17 protein-coding genes and 4 pseudogenes are annotated in these 19,623 nt (G+C 58.0%); 9 read left to right on the top strand and 12 right to left on the bottom strand.

The genetic code is table 11. The annotated features are described in order from the left end of the window. Positions 1-143: 143 nt before the first annotated feature. Together NLF94_RS06730 and NLF94_RS06725 are read left to right on the top strand one after the other, a co-directional pair. Positions 144-740: pseudogene (locus NLF94_RS06730) on the top strand (nuclease/transposase family protein); the annotation flags it as partial. Between the two features lie 125 nt (positions 741-865). Further along, positions 866-2,131, top strand: a complete 1,266-nt coding sequence (locus NLF94_RS06725; protein ID WP_254840695.1) for an RNA-guided endonuclease InsQ/TnpB family protein — start codon at positions 866-868, stop codon at positions 2,129-2,131. Between the two features lie 916 nt (positions 2,132-3,047). On the opposite strand, the gene NLF94_RS06720 is transcribed toward NLF94_RS06725, so the two are convergent. Continuing rightward, a complete protein-coding gene (locus NLF94_RS06720; protein ID WP_254840694.1) occupies positions 3,048-3,413 on the bottom strand; it encodes a NifU family protein in 366 nt (121 codons plus the stop codon). Between the two features lie 174 nt (positions 3,414-3,587). Between NLF94_RS06720 and NLF94_RS06715 the strand changes: the two genes are divergently transcribed. Next, the gene (locus NLF94_RS06715; RefSeq protein ID WP_246989810.1) at positions 3,588-3,908 is read left to right on the top strand and encodes a DUF5783 family protein; all 321 of its coding nucleotides are present in this window, start codon (positions 3,588-3,590) and stop codon (positions 3,906-3,908) included. 107 nt (positions 3,909-4,015) lie between these two features. On the opposite strand, the gene NLF94_RS21075 is transcribed toward NLF94_RS06715, so the two are convergent. From NLF94_RS21075 to sufB, 5 genes and pseudogenes are all read right to left on the bottom strand, one after another. Beyond that, positions 4,016-4,165 (bottom strand): DUF7563 family protein, encoded by a 150-nt coding sequence (locus tag NLF94_RS21075; protein WP_434085386.1) that lies wholly within the window; start codon positions 4,163-4,165, stop codon positions 4,016-4,018. 172 nt (positions 4,166-4,337) lie between these two features. Continuing rightward, positions 4,338-5,197 (bottom strand): annotated as a pseudogene (locus NLF94_RS06710) (2-oxoacid:ferredoxin oxidoreductase subunit beta). Between the two features lie 96 nt (positions 5,198-5,293). Then, positions 5,294-5,680 carry a hypothetical protein gene (locus tag NLF94_RS06705; protein ID WP_254840693.1) on the bottom strand — a complete coding sequence of 129 codons (387 nt, stop codon included), beginning with the start codon at positions 5,678-5,680 and terminating at the stop codon, positions 5,294-5,296. Positions 5,681-5,704: 24 nt separating this feature from the next. After that, positions 5,705-6,043 carry a 4Fe-4S dicluster domain-containing protein gene (locus tag NLF94_RS06700; RefSeq protein WP_254840692.1) on the bottom strand — a complete coding sequence of 113 codons (339 nt, stop codon included), beginning with the start codon at positions 6,041-6,043 and terminating at the stop codon, positions 5,705-5,707. Positions 6,044-6,085: 42 nt separating this feature from the next. Next, positions 6,086-7,516 (bottom strand): Fe-S cluster assembly protein SufB, encoded by a 1,431-nt coding sequence (gene sufB / locus NLF94_RS06695; RefSeq protein WP_254840691.1) that lies wholly within the window; start codon positions 7,514-7,516, stop codon positions 6,086-6,088. A gap of 329 nt (positions 7,517-7,845) precedes the next feature. Between sufB and NLF94_RS06690 the strand changes: the two genes are divergently transcribed. From NLF94_RS06690 to NLF94_RS06685, 3 genes are read left to right on the top strand one after another with little or no spacing between them, the layout of a single operon-like run. Continuing rightward, on the top strand, positions 7,846-8,838 hold the full coding sequence (locus NLF94_RS06690; RefSeq protein WP_254840690.1) for a transcription initiation factor IIB: 993 nt from the start codon (positions 7,846-7,848) through the stop codon (positions 8,836-8,838). Further along, positions 8,835-8,984 carry a DUF8106 domain-containing protein gene (locus NLF94_RS21115; protein ID WP_474509145.1) on the top strand — a complete coding sequence of 50 codons (150 nt, stop codon included), beginning with the start codon at positions 8,835-8,837 and terminating at the stop codon, positions 8,982-8,984. The genes NLF94_RS06690 and NLF94_RS21115 overlap by 4 nt, the downstream gene beginning before the upstream one ends. 56 nt (positions 8,985-9,040) lie before the next feature. Beyond that, positions 9,041-9,184 carry a rubrerythrin-like domain-containing protein gene (locus NLF94_RS06685; protein ID WP_254840689.1) on the top strand — a complete coding sequence of 48 codons (144 nt, stop codon included), beginning with the start codon at positions 9,041-9,043 and terminating at the stop codon, positions 9,182-9,184. A gap of 253 nt (positions 9,185-9,437) precedes the next feature. Here the strand turns inward: NLF94_RS06685 and NLF94_RS06680 are convergent, their stop codons facing one another. The 3 genes from NLF94_RS06680 to NLF94_RS06670 all read right to left on the bottom strand — a co-directional run bounded on the left by NLF94_RS06680 (position 9,438) and on the right by NLF94_RS06670 (position 12,282). Beyond that, positions 9,438-10,268, bottom strand: coding sequence for a phosphosulfolactate synthase (locus NLF94_RS06680; RefSeq protein ID WP_254840688.1), 831 nt, complete (start codon positions 10,266-10,268; stop codon positions 9,438-9,440). Between the two features lie 84 nt (positions 10,269-10,352). After that, positions 10,353-11,702, bottom strand: a complete 1,350-nt coding sequence (locus tag NLF94_RS06675) for an MmgE/PrpD family protein (protein WP_254840687.1) — start codon at positions 11,700-11,702, stop codon at positions 10,353-10,355. A 190-nt stretch (positions 11,703-11,892) separates the two neighbouring features. Next, the gene (locus NLF94_RS06670) at positions 11,893-12,282 is read right to left on the bottom strand and encodes a DUF2237 family protein (RefSeq protein ID WP_254840686.1); all 390 of its coding nucleotides are present in this window, start codon (positions 12,280-12,282) and stop codon (positions 11,893-11,895) included. Between the two features lie 145 nt (positions 12,283-12,427). Between NLF94_RS06670 and NLF94_RS06665 the strand changes: the two genes are divergently transcribed. Genes NLF94_RS06665 through NLF94_RS06655 form a run of 3 tightly spaced genes read left to right on the top strand, consistent with a single transcriptional unit; the run spans position 12,428 to position 17,160 of the window. Next, a complete protein-coding gene (locus tag NLF94_RS06665) occupies positions 12,428-13,789 on the top strand; it encodes an NAD-dependent succinate-semialdehyde dehydrogenase (protein ID WP_254840685.1) in 1,362 nt (453 codons plus the stop codon). Further along, positions 13,790-15,370 carry an acetolactate synthase large subunit gene (locus NLF94_RS06660; RefSeq protein ID WP_254840684.1) on the top strand — a complete coding sequence of 527 codons (1,581 nt, stop codon included), beginning with the start codon at positions 13,790-13,792 and terminating at the stop codon, positions 15,368-15,370. Further along, a complete protein-coding gene (locus tag NLF94_RS06655; protein WP_254840683.1) occupies positions 15,367-17,160 on the top strand; it encodes a ribosome biogenesis/translation initiation ATPase RLI in 1,794 nt (597 codons plus the stop codon). Before NLF94_RS06660 ends, NLF94_RS06655 begins: the two co-directional genes overlap by 4 nt. 280 nt (positions 17,161-17,440) lie before the next feature. Here the strand turns inward: NLF94_RS06655 and NLF94_RS06650 are convergent. From NLF94_RS06650 to hemC, 3 genes and pseudogenes are all read right to left on the bottom strand, one after another. Further along, a pseudogene (locus NLF94_RS06650) lies at positions 17,441-17,794 on the bottom strand (4a-hydroxytetrahydrobiopterin dehydratase). A gap of 414 nt (positions 17,795-18,208) precedes the next feature. Beyond that, positions 18,209-18,469, bottom strand: a pseudogene (locus NLF94_RS21070) (SAM-dependent methyltransferase); the annotation flags it as partial. Continuing rightward, the gene (gene hemC, locus NLF94_RS06640) at positions 18,462-19,604 is read right to left on the bottom strand and encodes a hydroxymethylbilane synthase (RefSeq protein ID WP_254840682.1); all 1,143 of its coding nucleotides are present in this window, start codon (positions 19,602-19,604) and stop codon (positions 18,462-18,464) included. The pseudogene NLF94_RS21070 and the gene hemC, both read right to left, overlap by 8 nt. Positions 19,605-19,623 lie beyond the last annotated feature (19 nt).

Here is a 19,623-nt window from a genome sequence, read left to right as displayed (position 1 = left end):
CAGGCGCAATACCACGCCGTTCACGGCGTGGATACGCGCCGTCACTCAGTGACTCTTTCCACCGACTCCGACAGGCCGGATATTCCACGTCAAACACATATTTTAATAGACTTTGTTTCATAACTAGTTATGAACACAGTACGATGCTGGAGACGACCCGCACCTACGTCGCACGCATCACGAACCACAGTCAGGTTCGTGACGACCTCGACCAGTGCGGGTTTGCCGCATCGAAACTGTGGAACGTCGGTCGCTACTATATCCAACAACGGTGGGATGACGATGGCGAAATACCCGACGAAGCCGAACTGAAATCGGAGTTGAAAGACCACGAACGCTACAGTGACCTCCATTCTCAGTCAAGTCAGCGAGTTCTCGAAGAACTTGCTGAGGCGTTCACGGGCTGGTACAACTCCGACGACGGCAACAACCCACCGGGCTACCGGAAACGTGGCGATGACCATCCACGCTCGACCGTGACGTGGAAACAGAAGGGCATCAAACACGACGACAAGCACGGCCAACTCCGGCTCTCAAAAGGCTTCAACCTGAAAGAGAATCGGTCTGACTACATCCTCGCGGAGTACGAAACCCGCTCCGACGTACAGGTGGAGAACATCCAACAGGTGCGTGCCGTCTGGAACGGCAACCGCTGGAAACTGCACCTCGTCTGCAAGAAGGAAATTCCCGTCGAGGACGCCCCCGGCGAGAAGACGGCGGGTATCGACCTCGGCATTAGCAGATTGGGCGAGAAGCCCCCACCCTCAAGGAGCGACCGGATGGGAGCGAGTAGGGTGGGGATGAATCGCCCTGCGAGGGATGCTTATCTTTAAGTTTCTACAGGTGGATAATCGAGGTACGGCGCATGGATTACGCACTCAAGTATCGGTTGTTTCCTGACAGTCAGCAGCGGGAGCAACTGGACTGGGTGCGTGACACCGTGCGACAACTCTACAACCACAGTCTGTACCGCTACAACCGGATACCCGAAACCGAGGGCACTGTCAAACAGCGCGTCACACAGGTCAGAGATGAGATCCCCGATTTGAAAGACTGGTGGACTGATCTGACGAACATCTACTCGACAGTCCTTCAACAGGCTGTTGAGCAGATTGCCACCAACATCGAAAACCTCGGGAAACTCAAGCAGAAAGGCTACTCGGTTGGGTCGTTAAACTGGAAAGCGCCACAGGAGTATCGGAGTTTCACGTATCGCCAACGGGGTTTCGAACTCGATGAGAAGAGTGGCCCCAATGGACGTGGACTCCTGACACTCAAGAAAGTCAACGGCGACACCATCGACGTTCCGATACGGCTCCATCGACCACTCCCAGACGACGTTGACGTGAAACACGTCACGGTCAAAAAAGACCAGACGGGTGCATGGTATGCCTGCCTCAACATTGAAGAAGGCGCACCTGAGAAACCGGCCCCCGACGAGATTGACACCGAGGATACTGTCGGGTTGGACCTCGGCATCACGAACTTCCATGACTCTGATGGACGCCAAATCAGTCGTCTCGACTTATCCAGTGACCGTGAACGCTTGGAGCGGGAACAACGGAAGCTCTCCCGGAAAGAACACCGGTCGAACAACTGGGAAAAACAGCGACAGACGGTGGCTGAAGTGCATAAGCGGATGCGGCAGAAGAAACTGGACTTCAAGCATAAGGTTGCGGCGTTCTACACCAGCGAGTTCGACGCTGTGTTTGTGGAAGACCTCAACGTGAAGTCACTGCTTGAAGACGACAAGAACGGTCGGAACACCCACGAAATTGGATGGCGAGCCTTCATCACTATTCTCAAACACCACGGTAACAAGCGTGGGTGTCACGTCGTGGAAGTTGACCCGGAAGACACGACGAAAGAATGCAATCAGTGTGGTGTGAAAACCGAGAAGCCGTTGTGGGTCCGGGAACACTCATGCCCGAGTTGCGGTTTTGAAACCGACCGTGACTATAATGCCGCGTTGAACGTCTGGGAACGGGGCTTGCGGAAGCTAGGAGTGGTTCACTCCGAAGCAACGCCTGCGGAGACTGGAACCGCTGTGGACACGGATGCCATCCATGAAGTGTCTGCAAGTTCCGTCGTGGAAACAGGAAGCCCCTGCCTCAAGGAACGAACGGCATAGCCGTGAGTGAGTAGGCAGGGGTAGTTCACGAATACTAGAAATCGTTTCAACACCTGAACCAAATAGCTATTACAAACTAGATGGGGAGGAATTGACTGATATTCAACAAGAACATATTGAATGGGCGATAACGCAGGACGAGAAAGATAAACATGCGGATGGTCCTAAGATACATGACTACGTCACCGACGAAGAGCCGCCAATTCAGTCGCTCCACCAGATTCACTGTATCTACCCGCCGCTAAACGAATGGCGGATTTTCGGTCGCTATACGACACACCACTAACAGATGAAAAGGCCAGGCGAGTCGTCGATGCCGTGTTGCATGACGACCTCACCCGACTTCAAGAATCTGATTCGTCAGAACAACATGCCGGAATACCTAATTTCGATTAACTATTCTGATACGGCAAACGTCTCCAACTAGACTAAAACTACCGTCTAATTATGTCCTCCAGTACAGGGTAGGACAGTATAGATGATCACTCGGGACCATACTCATGGAGGTGGTCAATCCCCGCACGGGGACCGTCATTAACGTACATCCGCTGTGTGATTTCTACTGACGGATGCCCCATCGCTCGTGATACCTCCCATAGTCCGGCGTCAGTCTCAATGACCATGTACGTACTAAACCCGTGGCGTACGTTATGAGCGGTAATTTTCCATCGGTTCGGAATCTTATTGCCTTCTCCATCGGTTCCGGCATTCGCATCCGCGTAGATTTTCCGGTTGATTCCAGCTTCATTCAGTAGTTGAGACTGGCCGTCTCAATGCATACGGTTCCGAATCTACTGGAAGCAACTTATTCTTGTCACTCGCTGAATCTTCTGGAGTGATCGCTCTTGAAATAGGCTGGGGCTTCAATCACCGATTATTTCTTGGAGACGGGTGTTGATATGCTGAAAAAGAACCTCTAGAAGGGTGCGGTCGGGGCTCCATCGTCCTCTCCGCCGCTTTCTCCGCTGTCGGTTGTTTCTCCAGGGAATGACGGGCTCTTGCCGCCGTGGCCACTCCCGCCACCACCGCCGGTATTAGCGTGAACGGTCTCTATTTCGGCAATCTCGTTCACCATCCGTTTCTTGATGGCCTGAATCGTCATCGGAGAGATACCGCACCCGCTGCACGCACCTCCGAGTTGGATGGACACCTCGCCGCTTTCCCGGTCAAGGTTCTGGATCGCTGCCGACCCGCCGTGCATTTCGATCTGTGGAAAGTTCTTCTGTAGGAAGGTACCGATTTCCTCGCGCAGGTCATCCTCACTTTTCGCTTCGGAACTCATACCCCGCTGTTTCGACTCTGGCCGTATAACTCTGAATCAACATGATTTTTTGACATGTTCTAAAGTGATATCATCAGCGGTATAATTAGTCCCCCAACTCCCGAGTGGCCAGGGGTGTAGTCACTGCCAGGTCCGGGCACTGAATCTTTTATTCTTCCGACCGTCGATCCAGTGATGACCGAATTCGACCCGGAGAAATTCGAAGACAAATACGTCCATTACTTCGAAGAACTGGAGACGGCATACTCGAATGCGTACCAGCAACTCCACGGACAGGCCGACTCAGAGGTTCTTCGCGCCATCGACCGACAGGTGCTCAACGAGAGTGAACCGGTCTACGAGGGCGATGGACAATTCCGTATCACCTTACCTGACGATATTGAAGAGCGGAAACAGACCTTGCCCGGCGACGAGGAGACCTTTGATGCCCTTCTCACTGAATTCGTCGATCGGATCGAAGATGAATTGCGCCAGATCTTCGGATTTGAAGAGTAAGCGCGGGGCAGGGTCCCTTGATCTGGAGGGTGGATCAAAAAATAGTCGCCACGAATACAGCGGTAGTGATATCGTTTCGCTCTCGCCCCCTGAGCTACTGAATTGAATTAGACCGGATCGCTCCGCTCGCGTGTCGCTTCTCCGATGCCAGCATTCGCTGAACAAGCAGGACACGCGTACACTACGCCTGACTCATCGCCAAACACTCGTATGAACCGATCCGAAACGTGCTCTCCGCAGGTGCTGCATTCTGGCATGGTGTTATCGATACGAAAGGCATCCAATCCCGGATCGGGGAGTGTCGTCGTCTACGCGATTCAGAATAGGCGCAATGTTGATCAGAGCGTCTTCGCATCCACGATAGTTCGACACGACACCGGTTGGGACAGCGGGCGAACGGTGAACCGACATGTCAGTATCTGTGATCGCTCAGTAGAACTCTCCGACGAGGTCCATCGCGTCGTCCGGGGCGCCGTCGGGAATGTCGGCCATGTTCTCGGTGAGTCCTTCGCGCTGTTCCCAGGGGGTGGAGTTCTCGTCTCGGTAAATGATGACTTGGTACTCCTTGTCGGCGTCGAGGATGGCATCTTTGGCATCGTCGTAGTCGGTGGGGTCGTGGTCGCTTTCTTGTAGATCGACGATGGAGTCTCTGAAGTAGTCGTAGGTATCCACGTCGTTGGACGTGACACATGGTGAGTAGACGTTGACGAAGCCGAAGCCGTCGTGTTCGACCGCCTGCTGGACGATCTCGGTGTGGCGCTGTGCGTCCGACGAGAACGACTGAGCAATGAACGTCCCGCCGGCAGCCAGCGCGAGCGCGAGTGGGTTGACCGGCGGCTGTTTCGGACCATCGGGCGTCGTCAACGTCTCGAAGTCCTCACGCGATGTCGGCGAGGCTTGGCCTTTCGTCAGCCCGTAGATGCGGTTATCCATGACGACGTAGCTCATGTCGACGTTGCGGCGGACGGCGTGGATGAAGTGGCCCGCACCGATCGAGTACCCGTCACCGTCACCACCGGCGACCATGACCTCCAAGTTCGGGTTGGCCAGCTTCGTTCCAACACAGGGAGCGCGCGGCCGTGGACGCCGTGGAGCGCCTAGCTGTGCATGTAGGTACCGATCTTCCCCGAGCACCCGATACCGGCGACGACGAACGTGTTGTCCGGGTCATTGCTGGTGTTTGCGAGCGCTTTCATCATCCCGTTCATCGTCCCGAAATCACCGCAGCCGGGACACCAGGTGGGCTGCTTGTCGGATTTGAAGTCGGTGAATCTGACGTCTGAGCTCATGTTGTTATCCTCTCTGCCTCCCGATCTTGACAGCCGGATTCGCCGGCGTATTGTTTCTCATTCCCGGTCACCAGTCGCTCAAATGAATGCTTGTCATCACTTCGATTGTTTGAGTGTATTGGGATCTACTCGTTCAATTCCTGCGTCAGCGAGTTCGGTGTTCACTGCCGGAGGAAGCGTTTCGAGTGTCTCGTCTACTTGTGGAGCAACGGATATACCGTCGACTCGCAGTGCCACTAACTTTCCACGGTTGCCCTGTGCGGCGACCTCGAATTCGAACGGGCGATCTCGTTCGTCGAGCGCATACACCCAGACTTTCGAGAGGCCGTTTGCGCTCTCCCAGTGAGCGCTGTTGAGGACGCTGAGGCTCCCTGCAGGGGGAACACACGGCGAGCCACACGCCTGGCACTGGCCTGGATGAGGCGAGGTGCCAACGTACTCGTAGTCGGTCCCGCACCGGTAACACTGTAATGTCAGAATCATCGTCAGCGCTCCTCCTCTCGGGGGTCAGAGCCTCCCAGCACGTCCCGGGTCAACGTCGATGGCGTCGACAGGGCAGACGTCGACACAGAGCATACAGTCGATGCACTGGTCCTCGTAGGTGGGGTCGGCCTTGATTTCGGACTCGGGGTGGCCAGGGGTATCGGTCCACTCGAATACGTCGACGGGGCAATCCTCCAGACAGGCCCCATCCGCGATACAGATGTCGAAATCCACTGCGACATGGGTTCCGTGGATGCCCTGTTTATCCTCCCTTGGTTCCTCGCCATCTGTCGTCCATACCCGGTGGTCCTCGTGGCGGTCAACTTCCTCGTGGGTGGTCTCGAAACTCGGATCGATAGCCATTGAGATATCCTCTAGTAGTTTAGCGTTCAGCCGCCCTGGTCACTACCCGAGCGATCCCTCCATCTCGAGTTCGATGAGCCGGTTCATTTCGACCGCGTACTCGATGGGCAGTTCCTCCGTGAGCGGCTCGATGAACCCCGAGACGATCATCTGCTTTGCGTCGTCGTCGTCCAGCCCACGTGATTCGAGGTAGAAGACGTCCTCGTCACCGATCTTGCCGACGGTCGCCTCGTGGGCGACGTCGACTTTCGACTCCTCGATCTCCATGTACGGCATCGTGTCCGACGTCGACTCGTTGTCGAACATCAGCGCGTCACACTCGACGGCCGTCGAGGAGTCAGTAGCGCCGTCGGCGATGTGGACGAGGCCGCGGTAGTTGGTGCGGCCGCCGTCCTTGGCGATGGATTTGGACTCGATGGTCGACTTCGTGTTCGGCGCGTTGTGGTACACCTTCGCGCCGGTGTCGATGTTCTGTCCTTCGCCAGCCATGGCGATGGTGATGTGGTTGTCCGTCGCGCCGGGGCCCTTGAGGATGGTCGAGGGGTACAGCATCGTGGCTTTCGAGCCCATCGACCCCGACACCCACTCCATTGTGGCGTCCTTCTCGGCGATGGCGCGTTTGGTGTTGAGGTTGTAGGTGTTCTTCGACCAGTTCTGGACGGTCGAGTACTGGACGTGAGCGTTCTCCTTGACGAACACCTCGACGCCACCGCTGTGGAGATTGAACGCCGAGTATTTCGGCGCGGAACAGCCCTCGATGTAGTGAACTTCGGAGTTCTCCTCGGCGACGATGAGGGTGTGTTCGAACTGGCCCATCCCCTCAGAGTTCATCCGGAAGTACGCCTGCACGGGCATGTCGACGTTCGTGTCCTCGGGGACGTAGACGAACGAGCCGCCCGACCAGATCGCGCCGTGTAGCGCCGCGAACTTGTTGTCGCTCGGTGGCACGGCCTTGGTCATGAAGTACTCCTTGACGATGTCTTCATGCTCCTGGACGGCCTTGTCCATGTCACAGAAGATGACGCCCTTGTCCTCCCAGCGCTCTTGCATGTTCTGGTAGACGATTTCGGACTCGTACTGGGCGCCGACGCCCGAGAGGGCGTTCTTCTCGGCCTCGGGGATGCCGAGTTTGTCGAAGGTGTCCTGAATCTCCTCGGGAAGGTCTTCCCAGTTCTCGGCGCCGCCGCGCGTCTCGATGTCCGGGCGAATGTAGGGGACGATCTCGTCGATGTCGACCTCGCTCAGGTCCGGCTGACCAGGCCAGTCGGTCGGCATCGGCATCTCCTGGAACTGCTTCAGCGCTCGCAGCCGGCGCTGGAGCATCCACTCGGGCTCGTCTTTGTCTTCCGAGATCAGGCGGATAGTCTCCTCGGTGAGCCCTTTCTCAGCCTCGAAGGCCGACTTCTCCTCCTTCTTGAACTCGAAGCGAGCTTCGGTATCAGTGTCTTGAAGATGGTCTTGTTCTGAACTCATGAACTTACGTTGAGACTCTGGCCCCATAAGTTTGATTCATAACTATCTTTAATAGCTATCTCTATGAATATTCTCTTAATCTCCGAGTCTGAGTAGTCAGATCGGTAATCGATTTTTGCGATATAAAAACTTACTATCGTACGGGGTCAAAAGCCGTACATGGTATCATTATCCCCTGCTCGTCAGTCCAGGAAGCAGTCTGATAGCCGACCTCCGCTCAGAGTCGGTATACCCCGTTTGTCTGCCACTTTCCAGAGTTACCGGGTTTGGGATATCCGCTTGTCCCGCCGGCAGCGACGCTCCCGCTCTGTTATCGGGGGGAGCTGAACGTGACTGAATCATTTACTACGCCAAGGGTTCGCGAAGAAGGCTCTCCCGAGGAACACGGTGAGACGGCCGAAGAGGAGCAGAATGAACCATCGGCCAGAACGTGTCCGGAGTGCAGTGGACGCATCGTCCACGACGAGGCACAGGCCGAAACCCACTGTCAAGACTGTGGCCGCGTACTCGAATCAGATCAGATTGACCGCGGACCTGAATGGCGTGCGTTCGATTCGCGCGAAAAGAATGACAAGTCGCGGGTCGGAGCCCCCCAAACCCAGCAATTACACGATCGTGGCCTATCGACGGTTATTGACTGGCGAGACGAAGACGCGTATGGACGGTCGCTCTCGTCCCGTCAGCGAAAGAAAATGCAACGCCTCCGGAAATGGGACGAGCGGTTTCGGACGAAAAACAATCGGGAACGGAATCTAAAGCAGGCGCTGGGGGAGATCAACCGGATGGCCTCCGCGCTTGGATGTCCCGATCCGATCAGGGAAACGACGAGTGTGTTGTATCGGCAGGCACTGGAAAAGGACATGCTCCGGGGCCGGTCGATCGAGGGAATGGCAACAGCAGCCCTCTACGCCGGGTCACGTCTGGAGAATGCGCCCCGGACACTCGATGAAGTTGCTGCCGTGAGTCGTGTCGATAAAATCGAGATCGAGCGCACCTATCGCTATCTGGCAGATGAACTGGAGCTCGAAATGGCCCCGACGGATCCTGAAGCATACATTGCCCGGTTCGCTTCCCAGCTGGAGTGTCCCGATGAAACGGAACGTCGAAGTCGGGAACTGACTCAAGCCGCGGTCGAAGCGGGTGTTCACAGTGGGCGAAACCCAGTCGGGATTGCAGCATCAGCGCTATATGCAGCTGCCAAACTCACAAATCAAGACGTCATCCAGGACGATCTGGCCGAAATCGCTAACGTGAGCAAGGTCACGATTCGGAACCGGTACACGGAAATTCTTGAAGCGGCAGACGAGGTGTCAAGTGGGTGAATAGATCTAAGCGGAAAGCAGTCCTCTTCTGTTCGTCATGTGGGCACGAAAGCCCCATTGAAGGCGATTGGAACGTTCCTTCTGATGGTGGCCAGTACCGGCTCGAATGCCCAGACTGTGGAGCTCGACTATTCGCCGTTAGCTAAAGTACTGTGAGGGTGCAGCCTGTATCTTAACAGTCTTGAGCCTCTACTGGTAGATCATGAGAGAAACCGATCCGGATCACCCTGAAGGAACGGTGTATGTGTGCCGAGAGTGTGGAACCGGTGTTAAAAACGCGGGGCAGGGAAACAAGTGTCCCGATTGTGGTGGCCCAATGCGAAACACAGCTGTCCCGCATGACTAATCGTTCATTATTCTGAACAGTACATCATAGCCAGTTGACTCAAACGACCGCTCGTGACTCCGCCGATCAAGTGGAACCCACCGGGATCAAGGGCTTTATCCGATGAAATCAGGCATCTAAACAAGACCCAGAGAGTGTATGCAGCAAACACTCCGAACAAGAATTACTGATCGCTGACCACTAATTGCAGACGGTATGTGAGTCTCAGTGCGAGTTCCGTCCGGACGAGTGCGGTCAAACGTCGTGTTCGTTACTAGCGTTTATCTTTCCAAGTGACAGTGCGCCCCCACGTCGTCGCCTTGCCCCACAGGCCCGAGCGCATACACTCCAGCTCGACGATCTGGCTGTTGTCGACGAACAGGTTCACCTCGGGGCCGAAGTTCTTGATGTACCACTCGAACATCTCCGGTCCTGGCGCCTCGAACACCAGATTCTCCGTGCCGAGTTCGTTGGCGATCCGGTAGGCGACGTCGGTGCGCCACTCTTCGACCTCTTCGGTAATCCCTTCAGCCTCGACCATCAGCAAGTCCGCGCCTGCGTCGAGGTGCTTTCGCCCCTCCTCGATTGCCTGTTCGGGGTCCTGCTGGCCTTGACGCTCCAGTTCCTCGGGATCAGAGGCACCGCCCGCGCCGAACTGGACATTGATTTCGGGTTTCGGTTCGATATCGTACTCCTCATCTGCCACCTCGGTCAGGCGGACGATGTCGTCGCTACCCATTGCGAGGAATCCACTGGAGATCTCGACGATGTCGAACCCAAGGCGCTCGGCTTCCTCAAAGTACTCGTGAATCTTGTCGTTGTCCCGCACGAGGACGTTCTCGATGTACCCTCCAGTGGAGACCTTCATGTCGTGTTCGTGGCAGATGTCGATGAGGTCTGTGACGGCGTCTTCGGGCATCAGCGCGAACGACCCGCCGGAGAACTTGTAGATGTCGACGTACTGGCCCATCGTCTCTAGGATATCCCGTAGCTCCCGAGGGCCCATCGGATCGTAGTAGGGCCCCCGAATCTCCGTGATGCCCCTCTCGCGTGGCTTCTCCTCCCTCTCGTTGTGGTGCAGGAACTCGAAGGTGCGCTCAACCATCGTTCATACGGACATTCGTCCGCTTGGCACTTAGAGACAGCGTCAGAAGGGAAGCGGACTGCCGTTGCCACGTATGGCCAGGACCTATGCCAGCAATCCTACGAGGTCGTCGAGGTCGGTCGATTCGAGATCTCGCACCGTTTCGACGACCTCCGTGCGACGGCGCTCGTCGAACTGGCTCGCCGTGGCATGGAACTTCGCCTCGACCTGGTCCCAGTCCATCGGCTGCGTGGGATGGCCCTGGAAGGCATTCTTTTCGACGACGTACGTGGTACCGTCGGTCATCGTGATCTCGATGCGCGCAGGCATCTCGCCGCACTCGAACCGTTCGGTGAACGTGCTGTCCTCCTCGACCTCGACCGTCCGTAGCAGCCGCTGGACATCGTCGGCCCGGATGCGCTCAGCCTCGTACTGCTCGTTGCCCATCTCCCGGTCGATGAGCGCGGCCGCGAGCATGTAGGGCAGCGAGTGGTCGGCTTGGGCCTTCGTCTCTACTGCGTATCGGTCCCCCTCGCCACCGCCGATAATGAGAGCCGCGCCGCCGAACGTGTCCAGGTGGATAGAGTCGACCCGCCCGTGGTCGATGTCCTCGGCCTCGGCGAGTTCGATGATGCCCTCGACGGCCGACTGCGCGTAGGTCTCGGCGACGTATCGCTTGGTCATTACGTCGTGGACCCGCGAGCAAGCGGGGTCGAGATCGACCGTGAAATCGCCGCTGATGACCTGCTTCCAGCCCTTCTGGCCCTCGAAGAGGTTCTTCGGCCCTTCCATGCCCTCCTGCGCGAGTAGGCAGGCGTACGTCGCATTGCGTGCGGCGTTTGCAGACGCGATGCCTTTCCACTCGTTGATACCGCCGGTTCGGGTGACCCGGAGAGCGTTGTGGGCGGTACCCGCGATGCCAATGGCGTTCCTCGTCGCCTCAACGTCGAGGTTCAGCATCTTCGCGACGCCGCAGGCGGCCGAGATGACGGTGTGGGTCACGTGGTCGAATCCTTCATCCCGAACCGGTGCATTCCAAGCGAGTTCCCCTTGGACCTCGTAGGCCACGCCGATGCCTTCCAGCAGTTCCTCCCCTGTGGCGCCGGCCTCCTCTCCAGCGGCGACGACGGCACCGATGTTGTCGCTGGGGTGGGGCGTCTCTCCCGGCGCCAGAAACGAGTCCATGAAGTCGAGGTACCGGGTGAGAGCAGTGTTGTGCATCGCGGCACCGACCGGCGAAGCTGACTCGCTGCGCCCCCATAACGTACAGCTGGTGCCTGGATTCGCCCGGCGGCAGGTGTCGTGGATGTCCTCGACCGGTTCATGACCTAGCGCGGCGATGCCGATTCCGAGGGAATCCAGTGTGCGTTTCTTTAGCTCTTCGCGTGTGTTCTCCGAGAAGTCCTCGTGGGAGACGGCGTCGACGAACGCGGCGAGTTCTTCGGTAGTTGTCATGGACGTGTGAGTACGAATCCCAAACGGAAACCGCTTGGCCGTCCTTGTTAACGGACGTCCGTAGTCGGCATCAGTAGCTCTTACCCCTCCCTGTGTCATACAACGGTCATCACGCTACGGAGGATGAACACCGAAGCGGGAGCCGCAGACGCCGTCGGCATGATCGCGCGACATCACGCCCGTCGGCTGCTCACGCGTCGTAGGCGTGGCTTTCGAGCGTCTCCAGATCCACGGAATCCAGCACTGCCTCGTTGGTCGCTTCGAGAACAACGGGTGGGACGGTCGTCTCCGGGAGGCGTTCGGCTCGCGTGGCTTCAAGCGCCTCGATCCACCGTCCGAGACAGAGACACCAGCGATCGCCAGGGGAAAGCCCGGGAAACTCTAACTCCGGACGCGGCGTCACAAGGTCGTTGCCCTGCGCTTTGCTGAACGACAGGAATTCGTCGGTCATGACCGCACAGAGCTCGTGTCTGCCTCGATCGTTGGGATGCGTTCCACAGCAGCCATCGCGATCGAAGCCAGTCCTCGGATCAGTGCTACAGGTGGCAAGTTCCTCGCCGAGGACGTTTCGTTCGGGCATACCGATAGAGCGTGATCCATGGCCAAAAGCCTCCCCGTCGGTGATTGTTTCTATGTCACCCTCGTTACTCCAGCCTACATCATGTCATACGTAACCGTGCAAGGGTGGTGATGGGGTTAACGGGCTTGAGGCATAACTCGACTGCATGGACGTCGTCAATCCTTCGACCGGTGAACGGATCGAATCGTACGAAACTCATACGAAAGACGACATTGACGGTTCTCTTGATCAAGCCACGACAGCCTTCGAGGAGTGGCGAAATCGTCCGCTCAGGGAACGCGAAGAGCTGCTCGAGAGCGCAGCTGAAGTCCTCCGCGAGAACAAACAGGAGTACGCCGAGACGATGACCCGAGAGATGGGTAAACCCATCACTCAGGCCGTCTCCGAAGTCGAGAAGTGCGCGTGGGTCTGTAACCACTACGCCAAGTCGGCCAGCGAGTATCTCCAGCCAGAAGGCCACTCCAGTCCGTCTGGCTCGAGCGTCAAGACCGTCTACGAACCGCTCGGCCCGGTTCTCGCAGTCATGCCATGGAACTTTCCCTTCTGGCAGGTCTTCCGGTTCGCCGCGCCGTACCTGACTGTGGGCAACGTCGGCCTCCTGAAACACGCCTCGAATGTCCCCGGCTGTGCCAAAGCCATCGAGGATGTTTTTAACGAAGCCGGCTACCCCGACGGTGTCTTCCAGTCGCTGCTGGTTCCCTCCGATCTCGTTGACGACATCATCGCCGACGACCGTCTGCGAGCCGTGACGCTCACGGGAAGCGGTCCGGCTGGTCGGGCCGTCGCATCGACAGCCGGTGAGCACCTCAAAAAAACCGTCCTCGAACTCGGTGGGAGCGATCCATTCGTCGTTCTTGACGACGCCGACGTCGCTGAGGCCGCCGAGATGGGTGCCTGGGCTCGCAACCAGAACGGCGGCCAGTCTTGCATCGCCGCCAAGCGCTTCATCATCCACACGGACGTTTACGACACGTTCGTCGACGAACTCGTCTCGGAAATCAAGTCCTACACGGTCGGCGATCCGATGGACGAAGACACGGACATCGGTCCCCAGGCCCGCCAAGATCTCATGGAGGAACTCCACGAGCAGGTCCAGCAGAGCGTCGACGCCGGCGCAGAAATCGCGACCGGCGGTGAACCGCTTGATCGGGAGGGGACCTACTACCTGCCGACCGTCCTGACTGACGTGCCCGAAGGCTGTCCTGCTGATGCCGAAGAGACATTCGGTCCAGTGGCCGCTGTATATGAGGTGGCCGACGAGGAGCGGGCGATTGCGAAGGCCAACGACACCGACTTCGGACTGGGTGCAAGCATCTGGACCGAGGACCGCGACCGCGGCGAGCGCGTCGGCCGGGAAATCAACGCCGGTTGTGTCTATGTAAACCAACTCGTCAAATCAGACCCCCGCGTGCCCTTCGGCGGCATCAAGGAGTCCGGATACGGCCGTGAACTCTCCGGTGACGGTATCAGGGAGTTCGTCAACAGGAAGACGATCTGGGTGGAATAAATGAAGGCATCGGACCTGTTGGTCGCGGCACTGGAACGCGAGGGTGTCGAGCACGTCTTCGGCCTGCCAGGCGAGGAGATGGAGGACCTGCTGTTCTCGCTGCGAGACTCGAAGGTGACTTTCGTGCCAGTGCGCCACGAGCAGGGCGCGGCCTTTATGGCCGATGTCTACGGACGGCTGACCGGCGAGGCCGGGGTCTGTCTCTCGACGCTTGGACCCGGTGCGACGAATCTGCTGACCGGCGTCGCCGACGCGCATCTGGACAAGAGTCCGCTAGTGGCCATCACCGCGCAGGGTGGTCTTGAGCGGCTCCATCAGGAGAGTCACCAGGCGATAGACGTCGTCGATATGTTCGAGCCGGTCACGAAATGGAACACCCAGATCGATGCCCCAGACATCATCCATGAGTCGGTCCGGAAGGCGTTCAAGCTAGCCGAGCACGAGAAACCGGGCGCGACTCACCTCGAACTCCCCGAGAACGTCGCAGCCGAGGAGACACTAATGGAGCCGCTCGCTGTCCGCGAGAGAGTCGAGTCCGCCGCACCCAACGCGCACGCTCTCGACCGGATGAAGGAGTTACTCAAGAATGCACAGCGTCCGATCATCATCACGGGCAACGGAGCCGTGCGGACCCAGGCAGCGGAACAACTTCGCGAACTCGTCTCCGTGACGGACCTGCCGGTCGTCTCGACGTACATGGGCAAGGGTGCGGTATCGGACGCCGAACGGCACTCGTTGATGACGCTCGGCTCCGGTGCACAGAAGGAAGCGACGAGCGCTATCGACGAGGCCGACCTGGTGCTTACCGTCGGGTACGATATTGCCGAACACGACCCGGCTGACTGGGGACACGGGAACGCCGATATCGTTCACGTCGACAGCGAACCGGCCGAGGTGTACGAAGCCTACTCGCCTGAGGTTGAAGTCGTCGCCGACATCGGACAGACGCTCCAGGAACTGGTCGACTGGTGTCGGGAAGCTGGACTCTCCTTCGGCACTGACTGGTACACCGATTACCGGGAACGAATAGTCACTGATGTCGACCGTGAACCAGGGTCGGATCCTCCTTTCACTGTTCGAGACGTGTTGCCAGTACTCCGGGACGCGATGGCTCCCGAGGACGTGCTCATCTCGGACGTTGGCAGTCACAAGATGGCGATCGCACAGAACTTCCCGACGTACGAGCCGAACACCTGCATCATCTCGAACGGTCTCGCATCAATGGGGATCGCGGTTCCGGGGGGTCTCGCAGCCGACCTGGCGGTCGATGCGAACGTCGTCGCAGCAACTGGAGACGGGGGATTCCTAATGAATGCCGCCGAGATCGAGACGGCGACCCGGTCCGGTTGTGGCTACACCATCATCGTATTCAACGACGACAATTACGGACTCATTTCGGAGAAACAGCGCGACCACACAGGTGAGTCGTTTGGAAATCAGCTAACCAATCCAGATCTCGTGGCCTTCGCCGAGAGCTTCGGTATCGACGGGTACCGGCCCGAATCGAGACCCGACCTCCAGGAGGTGCTCACGTCTGCAGTCGGTGATGACATGGCACTCATCGAAGTTCCCGTCGAATGAACACCCCCACCGATTCACAGAGCGAAGAATACGTCGCAATCATCGATCAAGACGAAGTCACCGACGAAGTACGGAACATCGCAGTCAAGTACGATCCGTTGAATCGGTCCGGACACGAGGGCTTTCACATCACCGATGATGGCGAACTCCACATCGACGAGAGCAAGGTGATGCGAGAGCACAAGCTAATCGAAAAGAAAATTCCCAACGACGCGATTCGAATCGTCCCGCTTCCGTCCGAAACAGGCCAGCTCGTTCACCAGTACGCCGAAAACGGATTTCGACTGGATAACCTCCCGGCTCCAGACGATGGGGCGGTTATCGGCCTCCTCGGCCGGAACGGAATCGGGAAGACCACGGCCTTGCGTATCTTGGCCGGTGAGTTGGTTCCGAACTTCGGAACACAAGACCGGATCGACTGGGACAGGGCGGTCGAATCGTTTCGGGGGACAACTCTCCAGACGCATCTCGAACGGCTCCGTGACGGAACGGTTACAACGGCCTACAAAAGCCAGCGAGTCGACTCACTGTCCGATACGGACGACGAGACGGTTCGACAACGACTGCTCTCGCGGTCGACCGACCCCGATGACCTCATCGATACACTTGGCCTCCAATCAATCAGTGGCCGGTCGCTAGGTGACCTCTCCGGTGGTGAACGACAGCGTGTCGCCATCGCAACGACGCTGTTGAGCGATGCAGACCTCTACTTGTTCGACGAACCGTCGTCCTTCCTAGACGCCAAACAGCGGTCGACTGTTTCGCACGTAATCCACGAACGTATTCAGGATACCGATGCGTCAGCGATCGTCATCGAACACGATCTGGCGATGCTTGACCTACTCTCCGACGGGGTCCATATCTTGTATGGGGCCCCGGGTGGCTTCGGAGTCGCCTCCCAGCGACTCTCGGTTCGTGCAGGTATCAATCAGTTTCTGGACGGATACCTGGCCGAAGAGAACGTTCAGATCCGCGGCGATGCTATCGAGTTCCCTTCAGCCAGCGAGCGTGGGTTACCCAACAAGGACCCAGTCTTCGAATACCCGGAACTACAGAAGGAATTCACCGGATTCGCGTTGTCAGTCGATTCAGGCCAGATTTACGCGAGTGAATCGATCGGTATCGTCGGAGAGAACGCTCTCGGAAAGACGACGTTCGTGAAACTACTCGCAGGGGGTATTGAACCTGATAGCGGAGCTGTTCCGGGTACTCTTTCTGTCTCATACAAACCACAGTACATAGCGCCGGATAGCCAGGCGACAGTGCGCGAACAGTTCGCAGCGGTTACTGACATCCACTCCCGGCGCTTCAAAACATGGATCCGAGACCCGTTCGATCTCGAGGTGCTGTACGACCGACATCTCGATTCCCTCTCCGGCGGCGAACTACAGCGAGTCGGTGTCGCACTGTGCCTCGCTCGCGATGCCGATCTGTATCTCATCGACGAGCCGTCTGCGTTTTTGGACGTTGACCGGCGTGTGTCCCTCGCTGACCAGATTCATCAATTTAGCAAACGAATTGATCAACCGGTTTTTGTTGTTGATCACGATCTCTTCGTAATTGATCGATTCGCCGATCGCTTAGTCGTGTTCGAAGGAACCCCAGGAGAACGTGGGCACGCGAAGGCACCACAATCGATACGAGATGGGATGAACACGTTTCTCTCATCGCTTGAGATTACGTTCCGTCGCGATGAGCGCACGGGACGTCCCCGAGTCAACAAGCCTGGCAGCCAACTTGACCGAGAACAAAAAGCCAATAGAGAATACTACTATGATCGGCGTCGTTGATCAGGCCCACGCCGCCCCGTGCGAAGAGCATGTCGACCGAGACGGGAGCTCTCTCGGCAATCCACTCCTCGAACTCGTCAAGGGTGTCGTAGTACTCGAGCATGTTCGGGTGGAACAGCAACGCGGCCCCCGGCCGGGTCTGGTCCCCGATCCGGCCTCGCCGAGGCCCGCGGCGCTGTGGGGTCGCGCGTCCGTCCGGTAGACCCCCACCCGCCGGAGCATCACCGTCGGTCCCGCGACGGCTTCGCCGTCGAAAGTGAGTATTTGTGATCGGTGCAGGCTACTCTGGAGCGTATTCTTCGTGAATCCGATCCATCCGCGCCGCCATTACGAAGTCGGTTTTGTGCAGTCCGTCGATTTTGTGCGTCCACATTTCGACTCCCACCTCGCCCCATTAAAGCGAGATATCTGGATGATGCCACTCTTGTTCAGCAAGTTCCCCGATCTCGTACGTGAACTCAAGTGCATCGCGGAAATCTTCGAACGGATACTCCGCTTCAAGATGATGGTCATTAACGACTTCCCAGACATCATCGTCGATTTCAGTTAGGTACTCGGCGTACTCTGCCTCTGTGAGCGGTTCGTCCTCTGATGTACAGGCCTCACATGCTTCGTCGGCAAGTGATGATGCCATGCCCATACGTTCGACGCGCTCGATACTTGTGTGTTCGTTCTTCGGTAGGCTGGCGGAAGTGGCCGGAACCAGTAGTGCACCCCACTGAAGACGGGGCAGTTCCACGGACATACTTGGCCTTACCTCGACGGGGATGCCCTGATCTCCTGATCTGGTCCCGCTACGCTACAGGAGAGCAGTCTAATCTGCTGTGTTGAATAGCGGCCTCTGAGCCGAGGTGAACCGAACTCAATTTTGAAATCACTCGCAGCACCTGCTTACAAGCCGACTCAATGTCCGACCCTCCACGCCAGCACCGCTATTCAACAGAGCAGTCTAATCAGATATTCAGAACGTTCCAACTCCGTCGTGAACTATACTGTAGCCCCGGACGAGGAGTACTCGTACACGCGGTCGAAGCCACTCTCTGAATCCGACGACGGTCTTGCCCGCACGGGACAGCGCGACGAACTGGTCGTTGTTCACCGATTGGGGGTTCGATCGCTGCCGGCCCGCTTACCGATGTACTCGCGTTTCTCCGGGGATCTATTCGATGATTTCCGGGCCTGGCCGGTTATCGTGCAGGACGATATCCGCCGTTTCGAGCAGCCGTTTGGCCTTAACCGTCAGCAGCTCCGGCTCACCGGGACCGCTTCCGATGAGATACACAGTCCCTGGTTGATCCATCTCACTCATCGTAGACGTCCCGGTCGCGTGTCGTGTCGGCGGCGTCGATAAGCTCGGCGGCACCCCGGTCTGCGAGATCATCGGCGAACGCGCTGGCCTGCTTGACGTACTGTTTGGTCGAGAGATCGCGGCTCGCCGTTACCGATTCCTCGCCGTCCTGGCTATACACCTGCACGACGACGTGGACGAAGTTGCTCTCGACGATCGCATAGACCCCGATCGGTGCGATACAGCCACCCCCGAGGGTCCCGAGGATCACGCGTTCCGTCGTCGTCTCGATTCTTGTCCGGGGATGATCGACAGCGTCGTGAATCGCCTCGCTGGCGTCACTGTCATCGAGGGCCGTGACGGCGATGGCACCCTGGCCGGGGGCCGGCGCGACTGTCCGCGGCGGCAGTGTGACGTACTCGAGGTGTCGATCGAACCCGCTCCGTTCGATACCGGCGGCCGCGAGAACGATCGCGTCGAACTCGGTCTCGACGGTCCGTTCCATCGCCCGCCGTTCGATCTCGGCGAGATCGTTGAACCACTCGTCGACGGTGAGATTGTCATCGATCGCGCCGGCGGTCGCCGTTTGTGTTCCGTCCGTATTCTCGCCCTCGCTCTCGATGGCCTCGTCCTCCTTGGCGTCGAGTCGTGCCTGGTGTTCGGCCTGGAGGTGTGGCGCGAGGAGTTTCTCGATGCGGGTATCGATGTTCCCCCGGAGTGGTTCGACATCGAGATCCGACCGTCTGGCGAGCAACTGGGCACGCCGTCGGAGGCTGGCGGTCCCAACGCGTGCCCCTTCTGGGAGTGTCTCGAGGTCGTAACCGTCGGGAGAAATGAGGACATCCTCGGGCGATGCCCGTTTGGGGATGCCGGCGACAGTTAGCTCCTCGGGCTGTTCGGTCGGCATGTCCTTCATCGAATGAATCGCCCCGTCGAGTTCGTCCTCAAGAAATTCCTCATCGAGCGCGCGGACGAAGGCACCGGTCTTCCCGAGCCGATGGATGAGTTCGTCTCTGAGTTGATCGCCGCGAGTTTCGACTTCGACGAGTTGGACCTCGTATCGGCGATCCTCGAGGGCTTCCTTGACGATTGCCGCCTGTCGCTGGGCGAGGTCGGATCCCCTCGTCGCCAGCCGTAGGGTCCCGCAGGTGCTCATATCCTCGCATCGGCCGTCA

Source organism: Natronomonas marina (assembly GCF_024298905.1).
GTDB lineage: Archaea > Halobacteriota > Halobacteria > Halobacteriales > Haloarculaceae > Natronomonas > Natronomonas marina.
This window is presented reverse-complemented; position numbering and strand designations above follow the sequence as displayed.